This window comes from Agrobacterium sp. B1(2019), from assembly GCF_008274755.1.
GTDB classification, from domain to species: Bacteria; Pseudomonadota; Alphaproteobacteria; order Rhizobiales; family Rhizobiaceae; genus Agrobacterium; species Agrobacterium salinitolerans.
In genome coordinates, this window is record NZ_VTPB01000003.1 from 465,786 (window position 1) to 483,970 (window position 18,185).

The 18,185-nt window shown below is 61.1% G+C and carries 15 protein-coding genes; 10 read left to right on the plus strand and 5 right to left on the minus strand.

The window, feature by feature from the left end; all coding sequences use genetic code 11:
* Positions 1-78: 78 nt before the first annotated feature.
* From AGR1_RS22420 to AGR1_RS22445, 6 genes are all read left to right on the plus strand, one after another.
* On the plus strand, positions 79-1,254 hold the full coding sequence (locus tag AGR1_RS22420; RefSeq protein ID WP_149148294.1) for an isochorismate synthase MenF: 1,176 nt from the start codon (positions 79-81) through the stop codon (positions 1,252-1,254).
* A gap of 18 nt (positions 1,255-1,272) precedes the next feature.
* On the plus strand, positions 1,273-2,898 hold the full coding sequence (locus AGR1_RS22425) for a (2,3-dihydroxybenzoyl)adenylate synthase (protein WP_137411924.1): 1,626 nt from the start codon (positions 1,273-1,275) through the stop codon (positions 2,896-2,898).
* 96 nt (positions 2,899-2,994) lie between these two features.
* Positions 2,995-3,864 (plus strand): isochorismatase, encoded by an 870-nt coding sequence (locus AGR1_RS22430; RefSeq protein WP_137411923.1) that lies wholly within the window; start codon positions 2,995-2,997, stop codon positions 3,862-3,864.
* 13 nt (positions 3,865-3,877) lie between these two features.
* Positions 3,878-4,633, plus strand: a complete 756-nt coding sequence (gene dhbA, locus AGR1_RS22435) for a 2,3-dihydro-2,3-dihydroxybenzoate dehydrogenase (RefSeq protein ID WP_080794003.1) — start codon at positions 3,878-3,880, stop codon at positions 4,631-4,633.
* Positions 4,634-4,663: 30 nt separating this feature from the next.
* On the plus strand, positions 4,664-5,377 hold the full coding sequence (locus AGR1_RS22440) for a 4'-phosphopantetheinyl transferase (protein ID WP_149148295.1): 714 nt from the start codon (positions 4,664-4,666) through the stop codon (positions 5,375-5,377).
* A gap of 126 nt (positions 5,378-5,503) precedes the next feature.
* A complete protein-coding gene (locus AGR1_RS22445; protein WP_137411921.1) occupies positions 5,504-7,417 on the plus strand; it encodes a PhoX family phosphatase in 1,914 nt (637 codons plus the stop codon).
* Between the two features lie 409 nt (positions 7,418-7,826).
* Here the strand turns inward: AGR1_RS22445 and AGR1_RS22450 are convergent, their stop codons facing one another.
* The 5 genes from AGR1_RS22450 to AGR1_RS22470 all read right to left on the minus strand — a co-directional run bounded on the left by AGR1_RS22450 (position 7,827) and on the right by AGR1_RS22470 (position 13,929).
* The gene (locus AGR1_RS22450; protein WP_246669697.1) at positions 7,827-8,867 is read right to left on the minus strand and encodes an HlyD family type I secretion periplasmic adaptor subunit; all 1,041 of its coding nucleotides are present in this window, start codon (positions 8,865-8,867) and stop codon (positions 7,827-7,829) included.
* On the minus strand, positions 8,864-9,406 hold the full coding sequence (locus AGR1_RS30120; protein WP_271365710.1) for an ATP-binding cassette domain-containing protein: 543 nt from the start codon (positions 9,404-9,406) through the stop codon (positions 8,864-8,866). Before AGR1_RS30120 ends, AGR1_RS22450 begins: the two co-directional genes overlap by 4 nt.
* A 379-nt stretch (positions 9,407-9,785) precedes the next feature.
* Entirely contained in the window at positions 9,786-11,216 is a 1,431-nt protein-coding gene (locus AGR1_RS22460; protein WP_246666599.1) for an NAD-dependent succinate-semialdehyde dehydrogenase, read from the minus strand.
* 310 nt (positions 11,217-11,526) lie between these two features.
* Entirely contained in the window at positions 11,527-12,990 is a 1,464-nt protein-coding gene (locus AGR1_RS22465; protein WP_137411919.1) for an ROK family protein, read from the minus strand.
* A 21-nt stretch (positions 12,991-13,011) separates the two neighbouring features.
* Positions 13,012-13,929, minus strand: coding sequence for a tagatose-bisphosphate aldolase (locus tag AGR1_RS22470; protein WP_137411918.1), 918 nt, complete (start codon positions 13,927-13,929; stop codon positions 13,012-13,014).
* Positions 13,930-14,191: 262 nt separating this feature from the next.
* Here AGR1_RS22470 and AGR1_RS22475 point away from each other — a divergent pair, with 262 nt between their 5' ends.
* From AGR1_RS22475 to AGR1_RS22490, 4 genes are all read left to right on the plus strand, one after another.
* A complete protein-coding gene (locus AGR1_RS22475; RefSeq protein WP_137412202.1) occupies positions 14,192-15,109 on the plus strand; it encodes a sugar-binding domain-containing protein in 918 nt (305 codons plus the stop codon).
* A gap of 157 nt (positions 15,110-15,266) precedes the next feature.
* A complete protein-coding gene (locus tag AGR1_RS22480; RefSeq protein WP_135398461.1) occupies positions 15,267-16,256 on the plus strand; it encodes an ABC transporter substrate-binding protein in 990 nt (329 codons plus the stop codon).
* Between the two features lie 124 nt (positions 16,257-16,380).
* Positions 16,381-17,427, plus strand: a complete 1,047-nt coding sequence (locus AGR1_RS22485) for a ribose ABC transporter (RefSeq protein WP_233284797.1) — start codon at positions 16,381-16,383, stop codon at positions 17,425-17,427.
* Positions 17,420-18,163: an ATP-binding cassette domain-containing protein gene (locus AGR1_RS22490; RefSeq protein WP_080820521.1), complete on the plus strand. Its 744-nt coding sequence runs from the start codon at positions 17,420-17,422 to the stop codon at positions 18,161-18,163. The genes AGR1_RS22485 and AGR1_RS22490 overlap by 8 nt, the downstream gene beginning before the upstream one ends.
* Positions 18,164-18,185: the final 22 nt, after the last annotated feature.

Consider the following 18,185-nt stretch of genomic DNA (forward strand, 5'->3'; position numbering starts at 1 on the left):
AATTTGTACCGGTTGACAAAACATGATTAGCATACTCAAGTATAAACCATCGTCAACCACTCGCACAGGAGGCATCCCATGAAAACGGGAGCACTCAGGACGAATGACGTCGAATCCGACGAAATTACTGAATTTAATAGAGATTTTCTGTTTACCTCCGGCAGCGGGCAATTGCGCGCCAAGGGCATTCGCGAAAAGATCGCGATTCCCGCCCGGGGCGGCGAAGACATTGCAAGCCCACTACAGCGGGCGCTGGCCGGCGCGTTCGAGCGAGCGCAGCGGGAGGGCGAGCAGAACCCCATCGCCATTGGCGCGATCCCCTTCGATGTCAGCGAACCTTCATGCCTGTATATCCCATACAACTATGAATGGAATTCTAGGGACGCGGAACCAATCGTTGCCGATTCGGCCATGCCAGCCCTTGTCGGCCAGAACAGTCTGCCGGACGAGAGCGGTTTCAAGCGCGCCGTCGAACATACCATCGTCAATTTCCGCCATTCCGAAGTCCGCAAAGCGGTGCTCTCCGTCATGCGTGAACTGACTTTCGCCTCCGAGGTCAATGTCGAAAGATTGCTGGCGAGTCTGGCCAAACAGAACCGCGAAGGTTACCAGTTCCGCATCCCGCTGCCCGATGGCGGCGACCTGATCGGCGTCAGCCCGGAACTCCTGATCCGCAAGCAGGGCGAGAACATCATCTCGAACCCGCTGGCGGGATCGGCAAAACGCATGGTCGATCCGGCAGCGGACAAGGCCAATGCGGATCGGCTGTCGGCTTCGGAAAAGGACCATTACGAGCATAGCCTCGTCATCGAGGATATCCGTTCGCTGCTTTCACCGGTCTGCGCCGAACTCGATGTTCCCGAAAAACCCTCCCTCATCAACACGGCGGCGCTCTGGCATCTTTCGACCCGCATTGAAGGCCGTCTCGCCGATCCGGAAACCAATGCGCTGCAGCTTGCCTGCCTGCTGCACCCGACGCCAGCCGTCTGCGGTTTCCCCACCGAGCGCGCCCATCGCCTCATCCGCTTCGTCGAGCCTTTCGAGCGCGGCCTCTTCACCGGCATGGTCGGCTGGACGGATTCTGAAGGCAATGGCGAATGGGTGGTAACCATCCGTTGCGGCACCGTGCAGCGAGAAACCGTGCGGCTCTTCGCCGGCGCCGGCATCGTGGAGGCCTCCGAGCCCGAGTCCGAATGGGCCGAGGTGCAGACCAAGCTCAAGACCATGCTGAACGCCTGCGGTCTTTCTGCCTAATTTTTCCAGGGACAAACCATGACAATCGAATTTGAACGCTGGCCCGAGGATTTCGTTCGCCGATACCGCGAACGCGGCTACTGGATCGACCGGCCGCTGAGCGGCATCCTTACTGAGCAGGCGGAGCGCCGGCCGGATGCGACGGCGCTGATCTGCGGCGACCGTCGCTTCAGCTATGCCGATCTCGACCGGCAATCCTCCAATCTGGCCGGACATCTCTCCGCCGCAGGCATCGGCAGGGGTGATACGGCGCTGGTGCAATTGCCGAACATCGCCGAGTTCTATCTCGTCTTTTTCGCGCTCATCAAAATCGGCGCTGCCCCCGTCAATGCGCTTTTCAGCCATCGCCGGCTGGAAATGACCTCCTATGCGGAGCAGATCGCGCCGAAGCTGGTGATCGCCTCGCGCGGCCACGAGCTTTTCGCCGATGACACATTTGTGGAGGCGCTGAAGGCGGTCTCCCCGAAGCTTGCGTTGACCCTGCTGCTCGGCGAAGCCGATCCGCAGCGCAGCCTGGAGCAGAAGCTGGCCGCCCCGGCGGAAAATCCACCGGCTTACGCCCCTTCCGCCGCCGATGAGGTGGCGCTGTTCCAGCTTTCCGGCGGCAGCACCGGAACGCCGAAACTGATCCCCCGGACGCATAACGACTATGACTACAGCGTCCGGGCCAGCGCGGAGATTTGCGAACTTTCACCGCAGACCCGTTTCCTCTGCGCCATTCCGGTGGCGCATAATTACCCGATGAGCTCGCCCGGCGCGCTCGGCGTGTTCCACGCCGGCGGTGCCGTGGTCATGGCCGCCAATCCCGAGCCGCTTGCCTGCTTCGACCTCATCGAAAAACACGGCGTCGATATCGTGCCGCTTGTGCCGCCGGCGGTGGCCCTGTGGCTGCAGGCAGCCCCCGCCCATCGCGAAAAGCTGAAGTCGCTCAAGCTCCTACAGGTCGGCGGCGCAAGCTTCGCCGAAGCGCTCGCCCGCCAGGTGCCTGAGGTCTTGGGCTGCGACCTGCAGCAGGTGTTCGGCATGGCGGAAGGTCTGGTGAACTATACCCGCTTCGGTGATCCCGACCATATCGTCTTCACCACGCAAGGCAGGCCGATCAGCCCGGACGACGAGATCCGCATCGTCGACGAGGACGGCAACGACGTGCCGGAAGGTGAAGCCGGCATGCTGGCGACCCGTGGTCCCTATACGTTCCGGGGCTATTACCGCGCGCCCGACCACAGCGCCCGGGTCTTCGATAAGGATGGCTTCTATTACTCCGGCGACGTCGTGCAGCGCACGCCCGAAGGTTATCTCAGGGTCGTTGGCCGGGTGAAGGATCAGATCAATCGCGGCGGCGAAAAAGTCGCTTCGGAAGAGGTGGAAAACCTGATCCTGCGGCATCCGGATGTGACGCACGCGGCGCTGGTGGCGATGCAGGACGAACTTCTCGGCGAAAAAAGCTGCGTCTTCGTCGTGTCGCGCAATCCCGCGCTCAAGGCGCCAGCTATCCGCCAGCATCTCGCCGGTCTCGGCGTCGCGGATTACAAGCTGCCGGACCGTGTGCGCTTCATCGAGGCCATGCCGCTCACCGCCGTCGGCAAGATCGACAAGAAGCGCCTGCGCGACCTGCTGACAGCCCCCGTCGCCATCAGCGCCTGACAAGCAGCGCCAATCGAAAGGGACGTTCAAAAGAGCGTCCCCATTCCAAAGATTACGCGCCGCCCGAGCCGGCGCAGAAAAAAAACCGAGGTCATCATGACGATCCCCACCATTTCCGACTATCCGATGCCGGTCGCCGCAAGCTTTCCGGCCAACAAGACAAAATGGCAGCCCGATGCGAAACGCGCCGTGCTTCTCATCCACGACATGCAGCGTTATTTCCTGCGGTTCTACGAAGCCGACGGCAAGTTGATGACCACCCTCATCGACAATCTCGCCAAGGTGAAGGCATGGGCCGTTCAGAACGGCGTGCCGGTCATCTATACCGCCCAGCCGCATAACCAGGCGCCCGGCGACCGTGCGCTGCTGAATGACATGTGGGGACCGGGGCTTACGGTCGTCGATCCCGAATTGCAGAAGGTGGTGGACAAACTTGCGCCGACACCTGACGACGTGGTTTTGACCAAATGGCGTTACAGCGCCTTCCAGCGTTCCGACCTTGCGGAGCGGATGAAAGGCTGGGGCCGCGACCAGATCATCGTCGGCGGCGTTTACGCCCATATCGGCTGCATGATGACGGCGGTGGAAGCCTTCATGAAGGACATCCAGCCTTTCATGATCGGTGACGGCGTCGCCGATTTTTCCGAGGCCGAGCACCGCATGGCGCTGCAATATGTGGCGACGCGCTGCGGCGTGGTGATCGACACCGCAAGCCTTGTCGGCGCGGGCGAGGCCACCGGCACCCGCGAATGGCTGAAAGCCCGCGTCCTGCAAATGGTGGAGGATGAAAGCGACATCGACCCCGATGAAAACCTGATCTTCTACGGGCTGGATTCGCTGCAGGTGATGAAGCTCTCCGGCGAACTGAAGGAGCGCGGTGTCACCGTCGGCTTCGATGAGCTTGCGCGTGTGCCGACACTTTCCGCCTGGTGGGCGCTGATCGACGAAAAGCGGCTCGCAGCCTGAGCGGACGGACAAGATGACGCAACAGAGATTTACAGGACGGCGCGTGTTGGTGACGGGCACGGCCCAGGGCATCGGCCGCCGCATCGCCGAACGTTTCATCGAGGAAGGGGCCGAGGTCATCGGCCTCGACCTTCTGGCCGATGCCGCGGAGGCCCCCTTGCGCCAGATCGCACTCGACATCACCGATGCGGCGGCAGTGGAGACGGTCTGCAAGGCGATAGAGAGCGAATGGGGCGGGCTCGATATTCTGGTCAATGCCGCCGGCATTTTACGGCTCGGTGACAGCGAAAGCCTGACGCCGGCGGACTGGAAAGCCTGCATGGATGTCAACGCCGCAGGGCCGTTCTATATGCTGCGGCAATGGAGCGGCACCTTCAAGCGGCAGAGGCGCGGCGCCATCGTCAATGTCGGCTCCAATGCCGCCGTCGTGCCGCGCATCGGTATGATGGCCTATTGCGCTTCCAAGGCGGCGCTGGTCAGCCTCAGCCATTGCGCCGCCCTTGAGCTTGCGCCCTATGGCGTGCGCTGCAATGTCGTCTCCCCCGGATCCACCGATACGCCGATGCTTGCCGGCATGTTGAGCGATCCTTCCGGCAAGGACCGGCTGGTCGCCGGCCTGCCCGAACAGTTCAAGCTCGGCATTCCGCTCGGCAAGATCGCAAGGCCGGACGATATCGCCGATACGGTGCTGTTCCTCGCCTCCGATCAGGCCGGCCATGTGACGATGCAGCAGATCGTCATCGATGGCGGCGCAACGCTTGCGGCTTAAATTCGAGCCGTTGGATTGAGGGTGAAGACTATGGCCGTCGCAACGGCGTTTCATCGCAAAGCCTTCTCCGGCGATCCACCCGAGGCCTTCTGGCCTTGGCCGGACGACAGCTGTGATTGCCATTGCCTCACCCTTCGTTACAACGCCGATGAAGGCTGCGGCGGCGAGGTCCCTCCCTTGCCGCCGCAGCTTTTGCGTGCAACGCCAAAACGCAAGGCGGAGTTCATCGCCGCGCGCAAGTGCGCGGCAGAAGCCATCCGCCGCCTCACCGGCCGCTCCACCTTTCCCGGCATAGGTCAGGACCGCGCGCCCCTCTGGCCCGAAGGCGTGATCGGCGCGATTTCCCACAGCCAAGAACGCGCGATTGCCATTGCCGGCTCTTCCGAGCGGTTCCGCGGCATCGGCATCGATATTGAAAAGCTCCTGAGCGAGGAGGAAGCCCGCGATATCGCCACACAGGCCCTAACCGCTCGTGAACGCCATAGCCTCGGCAACACCATCGACCCCTTCATGACCGGCCTGATTTTCTCGGCAAAGGAGAGCCTGTTTAAGGCGCTTTATCCGACAGTGAAACGGTTTTTCTTTTTCGAGGCGGCGGAATTATCCGGCTTCGACGACAACGGCTCTGCCTCGCTGCGGCTGACCGCCGACCTAGGCGGTGAATGGCCCGGCGGAACGGAGATTCCCTTCCGTTTCTGCCGCTTCGACGGCTTTCTCGTCACCCGCATCCTGATCGGGCGCTGACGAAAAAAGTCGCCCTGGCGCAGGGAAACGACCACCGATACCGCCCTTTCCGTCATCCGCATGAAATATTGGGACGGTAGGGACCTTGCTGGAATGATTCCAAACAAGCAACGGTGGAGACAGACTATGACCGACATCGATACGAGCAAATTGTCCTGGGACGAATGGGACGAACTGCAGAACCCGCCGCCGGCCGAAACCGACTTCGACCGCGTGGTTGAAGCCGCGATTTCCCGCCGCGGCTTTCTCGGCGGCGTGCTTGCCTTCGGTTCGGCCGCGGCCGCCATGGGCACGCTCGGCAACCTGATGAGCAGCACCTCGGCTGAGGCACAGGAAGCCGCCGTCGGCCGTTTCCCCTTCAAGCCGGTTGCCGCCGCCACCGACCACACCATCCATGTCCCGGAAGGTTATAACTGGAAGCCGCTGGCGAAATGGGGCCAACCGCTGTTCTCCAACGTTCCCGATCTCGACCCCGCCAAGGGCGTCAGCGTTGAAAACTCCGACAAGGTCTTCGGCGAAAACACCGACGGCATGGAACTCTTCGTCGTCGGCAGCCATCAGCTGATCGCCGTCAACCATGAATATGTAAACCCGGAAACCAACCTGCCGCACACTGACAAGGGCAACCCGAAGACGGCCGACGACGTGAAAATCCTGCAGAACATGCAGGGCGTGACCGTCATGGAAGTCGCGGAAGATGAGGACGGCTGGGAGATCGTTCTCGACAGCCCCTTCAACCGCCGTATCCACCACAATACGCCGATGAAGCTTTCCGGCCCGGCCGCAGGCTCCGATCTCGTCAAGACCGCCGCCGACCCGAAGGGTGTCGACTGTCTCGGGACCTTCAACAATTGCGGCGCCGGCCGCACGCCCTGGGGCACCTATCTCACCTGCGAAGAAAACTTCAACGGCTATTTCGGCACCACCGACGCCGCCTTCAAGCTGCCTGACGACTACAAGCGTTACGGCATCGTCGCCGAGACGCGCTATGCCTATGAGAAGTTCGACGAGCGTTTCGACGTTGCGAAGAACCCCAACGAACCGCGCCGCGCCGGTTACGTGGTCGAGATCGATCCTTCGGACGCCTCCTCCACCCCGATCAAGCGCACCGCGCTTGGCCGCGTCAAGCACGAAAACGCCGCCGTGGTCATCGCCCGCGACGGCCGTGTCGTCGTTTACATGGGTGACGACGAGCGTGGCGAGTTCCTCTACAAATTTGTCTCCAACGGCATCTACGTGCCGGGCGGCGACACCTCCAAGCTGCTTGACGAAGGCACGCTTTACGTCGCCAAGTTCTCTGACGACGGCGCTGGCGAATGGCTCGCCCTGACACCTGAAACCACCGGCATGAAGATCGACGAAATCTGCGTCTTCACCCGTCAGGCCGCTTCCAAGGTCGGCGCGACAACGATGGACCGCCCGGAATGGGTCGCCATCAACCCGGTCGCCATCGAAGCCTATTGCGCGCTGACCAACAACAGCCGCCGCGGCGAAATGAAGGACGGCAAGCTGCGCGCAAACGCCGGCGGCGACGCCATGGCGATCAACGCTGCCAACCCGCGCGAAAAGAACGAATACGGCCAGATCGTGCGCTGGTATCCGGAAAATGACGACCATGCTGATGGCAAGTTCAAGTGGGACCTGTTCTGCATGGCCGGCAACCCCACCGTCCACAAGGACGCCTATGCGGGTTCTTCGAACATCAACGAAGGCAATATGTTCAATTCGCCTGACGGCATGATGTTCGATAGCACCGGCCTGCTCTGGATCCAGACCGATGGAGAGGACAGCAACGAAGGCGCCTTCGCCGGCCAGGGCAACAACCAGATGCTGGCGGGCGACCCGGCCACCGGCCGCATCGAGCGCTTCCTCACCGCCCCGAAGGGTTCCGAAGTCACCGGCCAGACATGGTCCGGCGACAAGCGCACCCACTTCGTCGGCATCCAGCATCCCGACGCCCCCTTCCCGGATGGCGAAGGCAAGCTGCCGCGTTCGACGATCATCGCCATCAAGCGCGATGACAATGTGAAGATCGGCTAAGCCATAGACGTATTGGCAGCCGGACCGCGACGGAAATCGCGATCCCGTTTCACCATAAGACGCCGCGCGGCCGAAGGGACGCGCGGCGTTTTGCCGGGTTGCGAAGGCATGTTTGCGAAGCGGCACATGTCCACGTCCTCATCTCGGACAGCCCCTCCCTCATTGATCACACAGTTGCTCCAGGCCCGTACGCCCCGCCATGGAACGCAGGAGACTGTTTACGACGCAAGGCGCCCGCCGGCATATTCCGCATCGCGGCTTGGCGGCTTGGCGGCTTGGCGGCTTGGCGGCTTGGCGGAAGAATGCTCTGCGCACTTTATAAGCAAAGCAACGCCGTGCATCCTTAGAGATGCACGGCGTTGCTAATTGGATCGCACTATTTCGTCCAATGGCGCACCAGATCTTGCCTTTAGGCTTCGCGGAAGGTGCGGTTCGCCTGATCGAGCAGGGGTTTGAGGAAATAGGACAATACGCTTCTTTCGCCTGTCGTGATGAGGGCTTCCACCGGCATTCCGGGCATGAGGCTGAATTCGCCCAACCGCTTTATCTGCTCCTGCGAGCTGGCGACGCGCACGAGGTAATAGCTCGTGCCCGTTCGCTGATCCACCGTCACGTCAGCCGAGATACGCTCCACAGTGCCTGTGATTTCCGGCGTCGTTTTCTGGTTGAAGGCGGAAAAGCGCAGGTTCGTGGTCTGGCCGTAAAATATCTGGTCGATGTCCTGCGGCGCGACCTTGGCTTCCACCACCAGCTTGTCGACTTCCGGCACGATCATCATGATCTGTTCGCCCGGCGCAACGACCCCGCCGACAGTGTGTACTGAAAGTTGATGCACCACCCCATCCTGCGGCGCGAGAATATCGACACGTTTCAGCTGGTCTTCGGCCGCCACCCGGCGTTCGACATATTCGCCGATGCGGGCATCCATTTCGCGCAGATCGGCCCCCACCTCTTCCGACCATTGCTCGTCGATCTGAAGAATTTGCAGCCTGGTTTCGCTGATCTTCGCCTCGACCCCGGCAATGCCAGCCATCAGCCGGCCGATGTCGCCATCGATATCCGTGGCCTGACGCTCTAGCGTACTGAGCCGGCTTTTTTCCATCAGGCCTCGCTCGTGCAGGGAGCGAAAGCGGTTCAACTCCTCGCCGACCATGCCCTGTTCGCGGAAATTCGCAGCGCGCTCGGCATCCATGCCGGCAATCTCATCGCGAAGCTGCTGCACACGCTGTTCGAGCTGGCGTTTTTTGCTTTCGCCAACGGCCTTGCGGTTTTCATAAAGACGCTGTTCGGCATTCATCAACGCGGCCATCTCGGCATCGGCGGCTCGCCCAAGCAGCGCTTGCGGGAACACGACCTTGCCGGCGCGGTCACGCTCGCTCTCCAGCCGCGCCTTGCGGGCGTTGAATTGATCGAGGCTCTTGACGATGATGGCCAGATTTGCCCGCGTCATCGTCGCATCGAGGCGATGTTTTCGGCAATGGTGCCGTCCAGCAGTTCGATCGCCTGCGGCATGTAGCCGATGTGGCGGGCCAGCGCTTCAGCCGGCCATTGGTCCAGTGTCGCGCCATCCAGTCGAACCGAGCCTTTGAGCGGACGCCAGAGCCCGACCAGCAACCGCGCGAGCGAACTTTTCCCCGAACCGCTGGCCCCGATCACGCCAAGGGCGCTGCCCGACGCAAGCGTGAAGGCGACAGAGGACAGGACCTGATCGAGACGATCGGAGATGCGCACCAGCAGGCGGCCGCGCACGGCATCGAACAGACCCTGAAACACATAAAGCGCCACCACGATGGCGAACAGGGCCAAGAGCGTCGGCAGGCTGCGGCTCGGCAACACGCGGTCATAGACCTCCATCATGAAGAGCGAGCCGGTGAGATAAAGAATATTGACCAGAGCGCTCATGAGGCCGACGCCGATGAAAGCGACAGCGCAGCCCGCAAACACACCCCTGATCTGACGCACATTATTATTGGCGGATTGAAAACGCATTTTTACTATCCATTGAAATCGCGGCGACAGGATCAGCCGAGGCGGCTGGCGATCATGTTTGAAGAGGTCGTCATCTCCTGGCCTTCCTTGCACGACACGGATCGGCCCGAGGGCCATGTCGGCACGCCTAGTGGCGAAGGCTAACGGGCGGATGACGGATTCGCGATAAATCGTAGACGCGCCATAGTGATTTCCCATGCCCGCCATCGGTTTCCCAACGGGGTCGCGGAATCAGCAGTCCACCCAACACTGTCTTTGATGAATCCCAGGCGGGATCGCCGCCCGGATTTCCGGCACGCAGGAGCAAAATTGCGTCAGGCGTGACGATCCGGTGATCGGCGACGGGCTTTATTCCAATGAAGCCCGGTAATGCCCGAAGCTATATGCCGCCCATGCAGAGATATTTCATTTCAAGATAATCCTCCATGCCATGGCGCGAACCCTCGCGGCCGATGCCGGATTGTTTGACGCCGCCGAAGGGCGCTGCCTCCGACGACATGCGGCCCGTATTGATGCCGACCATGCCATATTCCAGGGCTTCGGCGACACGCCACACGCGCTTGAGATTGGAAGCGTAGAAATAGGCAGCCAGACCGTAGATCGTGTCATTGGCTTCGCGCACCACCTGCTCCGCATCCTCGAAACGGATGATGGGGGCGAGCGGGCCGAAAGTCTCTTCCTGGGCAACCCGCATCGTGCCTGTAACCCCGGTGACGACCGTGGGTTCGAAAAAGGTTCCGCCGTTCGCGGCGCGCTTGCCGCCGCAACGGATTGTGCCGCCTCTTGCGCTGGCGTCGGCCAAATGCCCCTCGATCTTGTCGATGGCGTGGCTGTCGATCATCGGGCCGATGGTGACAACGGGATCGAAGCCATCGCCGACCTTCAACTCGGCCACGCGCGCGACGAATTTCTCCGCAAACTCATCATGAACCGCCGACTGCACATAGATGCGGTTGGCAGAGACGCAGGTTTGGCCGCCATTACGGAATTTCGCCTGAATGGCGCCTTCCACGGCTTCATCAATATCGGCATCGTCAAAAACGATGAAAGGGGCGTTACCGCCCAGTTCGAGGTTGAGCTTCTTGATCTGCGGCGCGCACTGGCTCATCAGCAGCCGGCCAACTTCGGTCGAGCCGGTGAAGCTGATCTTGCGTATTTTGGCATTGGCGCACAATTCCGCACCGACGTCGGCGCCGTGGCTCGCATAAATCAGGTTGAGCGTCCCCTCCGGAAAACCGGCGAGCCGGGCCAGCACGAACATGGCCCCCGCCACCAGCGGCGTCTGTTCGGCGGGCTTCAGTACGATGGCGCAGCCGGCCGCAAGTGCGGGCGAAATCTTGCGAGCTACCATGGATGCGGGAAAATTCCACGGCGTGATCGTGCCCACCACACCCACTGCCTGCTTGATAACGAGCATCCGCCGATCGTTGGAAGGGGCGGAAATCGTTTCGCCATAGATGCGGTTCGCCTCCTCGGCATACCATTGCACGTAAGCGGCGGCGTGGGAGACTTCGGATTTTGCTTCCGCCAGCGGCTTGCCCATCTCCGCGGTCAGCATCGTTGCGAGGTCATCCGAATGAAGCACGATCAGCTGGTGCCAGCGTCGCATCACCGCGCTCTTGTCCTTGGCCGGCAGGCTCGCCCATATGCCCTGCGCTTCGGCCGCGCGGTCAATCGCCTCCCGCGTTTCCAGAGCCCCCATATCCGGCAGCCGCGCAAGCTGCGCGCCGGTCGAAGGATTGAAAACATCAAACTCCGCGCCCGACCACGCCCGGTCGCCGAAAGTGACGCCCGCGAGATCGGCAAACAGATCTGGCCGGGCAAGCCTGTCGAGGAGAGCAGGAAAAAGCGACAAGGACGGTTCCCCCTTTGACACAACGACCCGAACAGGCCGACACACCGCTATTTTAGCGACTGACCGCCGGTTGAAAGGCGCCGGCACCGGTGGTAGCGCCGTGCCCGAAAAACGTCAATATTGCGCGTGTATTCGCAGCAATCGATCAATAAAATTCATGATTCATCGCACAATATCGAACCGGAGATCTGACAGCCCCCGTCATTTCAGGCATGTCCACCAGCGCACCGGCCGGCCCTTCGGTGACCCTGGGCTGAACCGCAATTCACGCCACGCGCCTTTGCCAGCCGGGAGGTCCCTTCGCGAAGGCGGCCTTCACCCACCTTAGAACCGCGACATCGTCAGGTGGCAGGGTGGTGTCGACATCGAAAACTGGCGCGAGCCCTGTCGGTTCAGCTCTGGCCTCAAGCGCAATGAGTTCAGGGATGTAGCTTTCGCCCGGATGGCCCGGCAGCCTGTCCGCGAGACGCGCGCGATACCGTTCCGCTACGACCTCGGCAGGCGCATGGCACCAGATTTCTGCGAGTTCCGCCGCATCTGCTTTCTCAAGGTGCTCCTTCAACAACTCGATGGGCTGAAAGCCGAACCAAGCATCGACGATGAAACCCGACCCTTCCGGTGCGTCTTTTATGATTTGAAAGATCGCCTGATAACTGGCTTTGCCAAGCGTCCGATTGAACAGCCGGTCGACACCCTCGATATGCTCAAGGAAAGGGTTCTTGATCGTGTCCAGCGCCAGCACCGGCCAGCCCGTCTGCTGCGACAGCATACGCGCCAGAGTGCTCTTTCCGGACGCCGGGATGCCGTTCACGAAGACGATATGTTTGCCCCTCGTCTTTGCCGGCACGGCGGGCGAGGTTTCCACAAGCCGGCGCGCCATCAGGCCCGCGCCGATCATGCCGGCGTCATCGCCAAGCGCTGCCGCACGTATGTCCGTCGAATACCAGCCTTGCGCCCTGGGTAAGAAACCGAGCGCGGTAACCGCCGCCTGTCCCATACCGCCACCCAGCAGAAATACGGCGGGATCGAAGGATGCCGACAATGTACCGATGGCCGCACGCAGGGGCCCGGCCCAGTTGCGCAGCACCTCAAGCGCCCTTTCGTCGCCTGCCCGGGCCAATTGCAGAATATCGTCGAAACGGGTTTCCGCGGGATAACCTGCTTCCTCGATATGACGGCCAAGCGCCGTACCGGAGGATTCCGTTTCGACGCAGCCGCGCTGGCCGCACACACATTTGCGACCGTTGTGATTGACGATGATATGGCCGAGCTGACCGGCGCTCTGCCTGCCCTGCACGATCCGGCCGTTTTCCATGGACGCACCGCCGATGCCGGTGCCAATGGTCAGCATGACCGCGCTGGCAGCCCCCGCCGCCGCTCCAACGGCGGTCTCGCCCACCAGCGCCATGCTGCAATCGTTGGAGATCGCCACCGGGCGATTGAAGGTCTTTTCGGTCAAAGCCTTGATATCGCAGCCAGACAGATCGAGATAGCCGCCGGAGAGTACCGCGCCGGTTTCCCCATCGACACGGCCGGGGACACCGATACCAATGGCAAGGACGTCGGGAGCATCCATCTCCGATATCAGACCGAAGATCAGCTTGATCGCCGTCGAAGGGTCGCGGCTGCCCGACACGATCTTCTTGCGCAGAATTTCACCCTGCGGTGAAATCCGGGCGGCGCGAATATTCGTGCCGCCAATATCTACACCAATGGTGCAATCTTGCATGTCCATCTCCACCCACTGGTTTCATGCAGCCTTGCTGTTCTGACCCCGATAATAACGCGAAATCACCGCCTGGATATCGCGCAACCGCGACACGGCCACGCTCGAGAGTTTTTTCTGTGAAACCGCCCGGTCAAGAGAAATGCAGTCCTTCCACAGCGATCGACCGGCTATGACGCCGGAAGCGCCATTCTTCATCGCCGCTTCAACCTGGCCCAGAAATGTCTCGTGATCGACCCCCGCCGACAACACAGCCCAGGGAACATCGCCTGCAATTCGTGTGATTTCAGCGCAGGCTTCCTCAGAACCCGGATACGGGATTTTCAGCACCTTGGCGCCAAGAGCGAGGCAGGCTTCAGACCCCTGTCTGATGAGCATGGGAATTCTCGCCGCGTAATTTTCCGCACTTTCCCCCTCCAGCCGGTAGGTGAGGAATTCGACGACCAGAAGCAGGTTTTCACGGGCGAAATCCTCGATGTGCGCCTTCAGCGTTTCGAGATTTTTCGTATTGGCGGCCGGCGTGTCCATTCTGAGATAGACCATGATCTTGCCGCCGGTGCCGCCAAGTTCCCGCACCCGCCGGGCATTGACGCCATCGACAATCTTCGAAATCCGGTAACCTTCCGGCGAGGTGTCCCAGCCCGAAGCATCGATGCCGATCAAAAGCGCCGTGTCACGGGGAAGGAGATCGTTGTCGACCAGTTTGGGTACGGCGCAGATGGGATCAACCAGCACGCAACCGGCATGGGCGGCCAGAAACCTTGTGATATCAGCCTTGGTATCGCCCAAGACATCGTTGCCGATGGACGCCTGTTCCTCGGGCGTTGCGGCCAGCAGAGAGCGCATGCCGCCGCGCTGATCGCAGGCGATCACCATCATCGCGCCATTGGCGCCGCAAATCTGGTGGTATCCGCGTCGTTCCGCTGTTGTCATGGCTGTCATGGTGTAATCTCCGACTCCGCTGTCTGGTCAGCATTTGTTGATGGAATGCCCGGCGAGGATCGGAAAAAACGCAATATTCAACCGCGACGCGCCCGGCGAAGGACGCGTCCTGAAACAGCCAAAAAATGTCGGGCTTTCAGTGCATTGCGGTTTTGCGGGTTTTCAGCGATAACTCCTCCAAGGCGTGTTCTTGTAACACGTTTCAGAAAGGAATTGCAAGATGCCTCCCCAACCAGCCCAGGAAACACCCGCAACACGCGCCATGATCCATATGGTGGCCAAGCTGCATTATGAGGCCGACATGGCCCAGGTGGATATCGCCCGGAAGCTCGGCGTATCGACGGCAACCGTGTCACGCCTGCTGCAAAAGGCCCGCGCCATCGGCATCGTGCGCATCGAAGTGCTCGATCTCGTCTCCCCCGAAGATATAACCGAGAACCTCATTCAGGCGCTGGGCCTGAAACGGGCGGCGGTGATCGACACACCGGCAACCGGTGTGCTTGGCGCACTGGCCGCGCCGCTTGGCGCCCTGTTGAAAGAGGAAGGCCTCGGCGCGGGGTCGGTTATCGGAATAGGCTGGGGACGTGCGGTACGCGAAGTGCTCACGGCGGGTCTGATACGCATTCCGGGCATTGTGGCCGTGCCGATGAATGGCGGGATGCAGCAGGCAGCGGCGCATTTCCAGATCAACGAATTTACAAGACAGGCGGCCGAACAACTGGGGGGGACACCGCATTTCCTGCACGCCCCTTACCTTTCGTCGACGACATTGCGAGACGCGTTTTTGAACGACCCCGGCGTGCAGGAAACCACCGGCCTCTGGGACCGGCTCGACTGCTGCATCGTCGGCATCGGCCTGCCGCATGCCATCAACCCACCCGAAGCGAGCGCCGCCACCAATAACGAAAAAAGTCTGGGCGCTGTCGGCGATGTGATCCGCCATTATTTCGATATTGAGGGGCATCCGCTGGCCTGGGATGGCGAGGAAAGAATGATCGCCGCCTCACCGGATCAATTGCGCAACACCAGGCTGTCGATCGGCGTTCTGGCCACGGTGGAAAAGGCAGCGGGCGTCATCGGCGCAGTGCGTTCGGGCATGATCAACGCCGTGGTGACCGATACCGCGACCGCACAGGCCATTCTCGACCTTCTGCAAAGAAACGGCGGCGCGGCGGCCTGACCGTCACGCCCTCTGAAAAGCGCACAAAAACGCAAGAAATTATTTTCAGGAAGAAATTTCACTTGACGGACGCACTTTGCGGGCGTGAATATAATTTTCAGCCGGTTTATGGAGGATTTGCCGGCGTGAAGAATTCAGCTCACATAAGGAGGAGACTATGGAGCGCCGTTCATTCTTCAAGGCCGCAGCAGTCACATCGATTGCCGCGGCTGCCGCGCTGACATCAGGACAGGCAAGCGCGCAGGACAAGAAATATACCATCGCCCTCGTTCCGGGCCTGACCACGGACGCCTTTTACATCACCATGCGCAAGGGCGCGGAAGCCGCCGCCAAGGCGGTCGGCGTTACATTGGTGTTTCAGGGCGCACCGGATTTTAACCCCGTCACCCAGGTTCCGGTTCTCGACGCCGTGATCGCCAAAAATCCGGACGCCATCCTGATTGCCCCGACGGACAAGACCCAGCTCGTTCAACCGCTGAAAAAGGCCGCGGATGCCGGCATTCCGGTGATCACCGTCGATACATTCATCGGAACCGGTGTTTATCAGACCGGCGGCGGCGACGCTGATTTCCCGATCTCCTACATTGCGTCCGACAATGTGCTCGGCGGAGAGATCGCCGCGCGCTCGCTGGCCAAGGCGATCGGTGAAAAAGGCAAGGTATACGTCTCCAACGTTAAACCGGGAATTTCGACAACCGATCAGCGTGAGCAGGGCTTCAAGCAGGAGATGGCCAAATATCCCGGCATCACGGTTCTGGAAACGCAGTTTAACGATAACGACGCCAACAAGGCGGCTTCGCAGCTTCAGGCCGTCTACGCGCGCAACAGCGACCTTGCTGGCGTCTTCGGCGCGAACCTGTTTTCCGCACTTGGCGCCGCGAATGGCGTAAAGCAGGCGGGTCAATCCGGCACCATCAAGGTCGTGGCTTTTGATGCGCCCGGCAGCATTGTCGACAACATCAATGCCGGCCTTGTCGACATGGCCATTGCCCAGCATCCAGCGGAAATCGGTTATTTCGGCGTCATGGCGGCCTACGCGCACCTGACCGGTAATTCCATTCCGACCGCCATCGGTACCGGCTTCACGGTGATCGACAAGTCGAACCTGTCCGATCCGAAGGTCGCGAAGTTCATCTACTCGGAATAACAGGTAGCCTCCCGACAACTGGGCGTCCGTCCCGCCAGCGGGGCGGGCGTCATTTACCTGGATGTTTTGCGGCGGGCGATGGGCGCCCGGCCGCCGGGAAGATACAATGATGGATATCCCCACCATGACGACTTCAGATGAAAAGTCCGTCGCCCCGCAGGCGGACCACGCCGAAGTGAGCAAGACGTTCGTGCAGCGGGTGGCTCAGCTTCGCGCCTGGCTTTTTCTCGCGGCGCTCATCGTAACGTTTGAAATCTGGGCGCGGCTGTCTTTCGGCGGCACCTTCGTTCTGTCCGCCTTCAACTGGCAATCCGTGGCGGTATTCGCCGTCGCCCCGCTGTTGATCGCCATCGGCCAGACATATGTCATCATTTCGGGCGGCATCGACCTTTCGACTGGTTTCATCATGGGGCTGGCAGCGGTCGTGGCGGCGCATGTGACCAATATTGCCGGGCTTTATTTCCCCGCTCCCGTCGCGATGCTGATCGGGATCGCCTTTGCGGTTCTGGCGGCGGGCGTACCGGGCGTGATCAATGGGCTGCTGATTTCACGGCTGAAGGTGCCGCCCTTTATCGGTACGCTTGGCATGTTCGGCGTTGCGCGCGGCACCGCCTTTCTGCTTGCTTCCGGCACGACTGTCCCGGTATCCAACTCGTGGCTAGCCGCCCTTGGCAACGGCCGTTTTTTTGGCGTTCCCTATCTGGTGCTGGTCGCCGCCGCCTTTGTGCTCATCATGCATTATGTGCTGAGCCAGACGCGCTTCGGTCAACATAATTACGCCATCGGCGCCAATGTTCAGGCGGCCCGGCGCGCCGGCATCGACATCAAGAAACATATTCTCAAGCTCTATGTCCTCTCGGCCATGTGTGCAGGTCTCGGCGGCGCGCTCTATGCGGCCCGCTTCACCGCCGGCGCCGCACAGGCGGGCGAGCCCCTGCTGCTCGACTCGGTCGCCGCAGTGGTGATCGGCGGCGCATCGCTTTTCGGCGGTTCCGGCTCGATCATCGGCACGGTGGCCGGCGCGCTGGTGATCGCCGTCATCCAATATGGCCTTGTCTTTCTCAACGTCGAGCCATTCTGGCAATTCATTGCCGTCGGCATCGTCATCATCATTTCAGTGCTGATCGATCAGGCCCAGCGCCGGTTCAGCGGAGGCAAGCAGGATGAATAGTCAACCGCTTCTCGAGGTTCGCAATCTTTCCCGCCATTTCGGCGCGGTGAAGGCGCTGGAAAATTGTTCCCTGCTGGTTCGTCCGGGTGAGGTGGTGGCGCTGGCCGGCGACAATGGCGCCGGCAAAACCACCATGATCAAGACACTGTCGGGCGTCTATCCGCCAAGCTCGGGCGAAATCCTGATTGAAGGCAGGCCCGTCAAATTCTCCTCGCCCCAGGAGGCGCGGGAACTGGGTGTCGAGACCATCTATCAGGATCTTGCGCTGGCGGATAATCTGACAATCGGCGCAAATATCTTCCTCGGTCGCGAGCCCATGAAAAAGCTCTTCGGCTTCCTGCCGGTTCTTGATCGCAAGCGCATGGCGGATGCCGCCGCAGAAACCATGGCCAGGCTCGATTTCCACGTCAAACGCCTGGATGCGCCGGTGAGCAATTTCTCCGGCGGCCAGCGGCAGGCGGTGGCTATCGGACGTGCGGTCTACTGGAACGCCAGAATCCTGATCATGGACGAACCGACGGCGGCCCTTGGCGTACCGGAGCAGCGCAAGGTCATTTCACTGATCAAATCGCTGAAGGCGCAGGGTCGCGGCGTGATTTTCATCTCGCACAATCTGCAGGATATTTTCGCCGTCTCCGACCGGATCGTCGTCCTGCGCCGTGGGATTGTCGCGGGCGAGAGAGCAATCTCCGAGACCACGCATGACGAGGTCGTGAAGCTGATGATTGGAGGCTGAGCCATGCGGAGCGACAGCATCT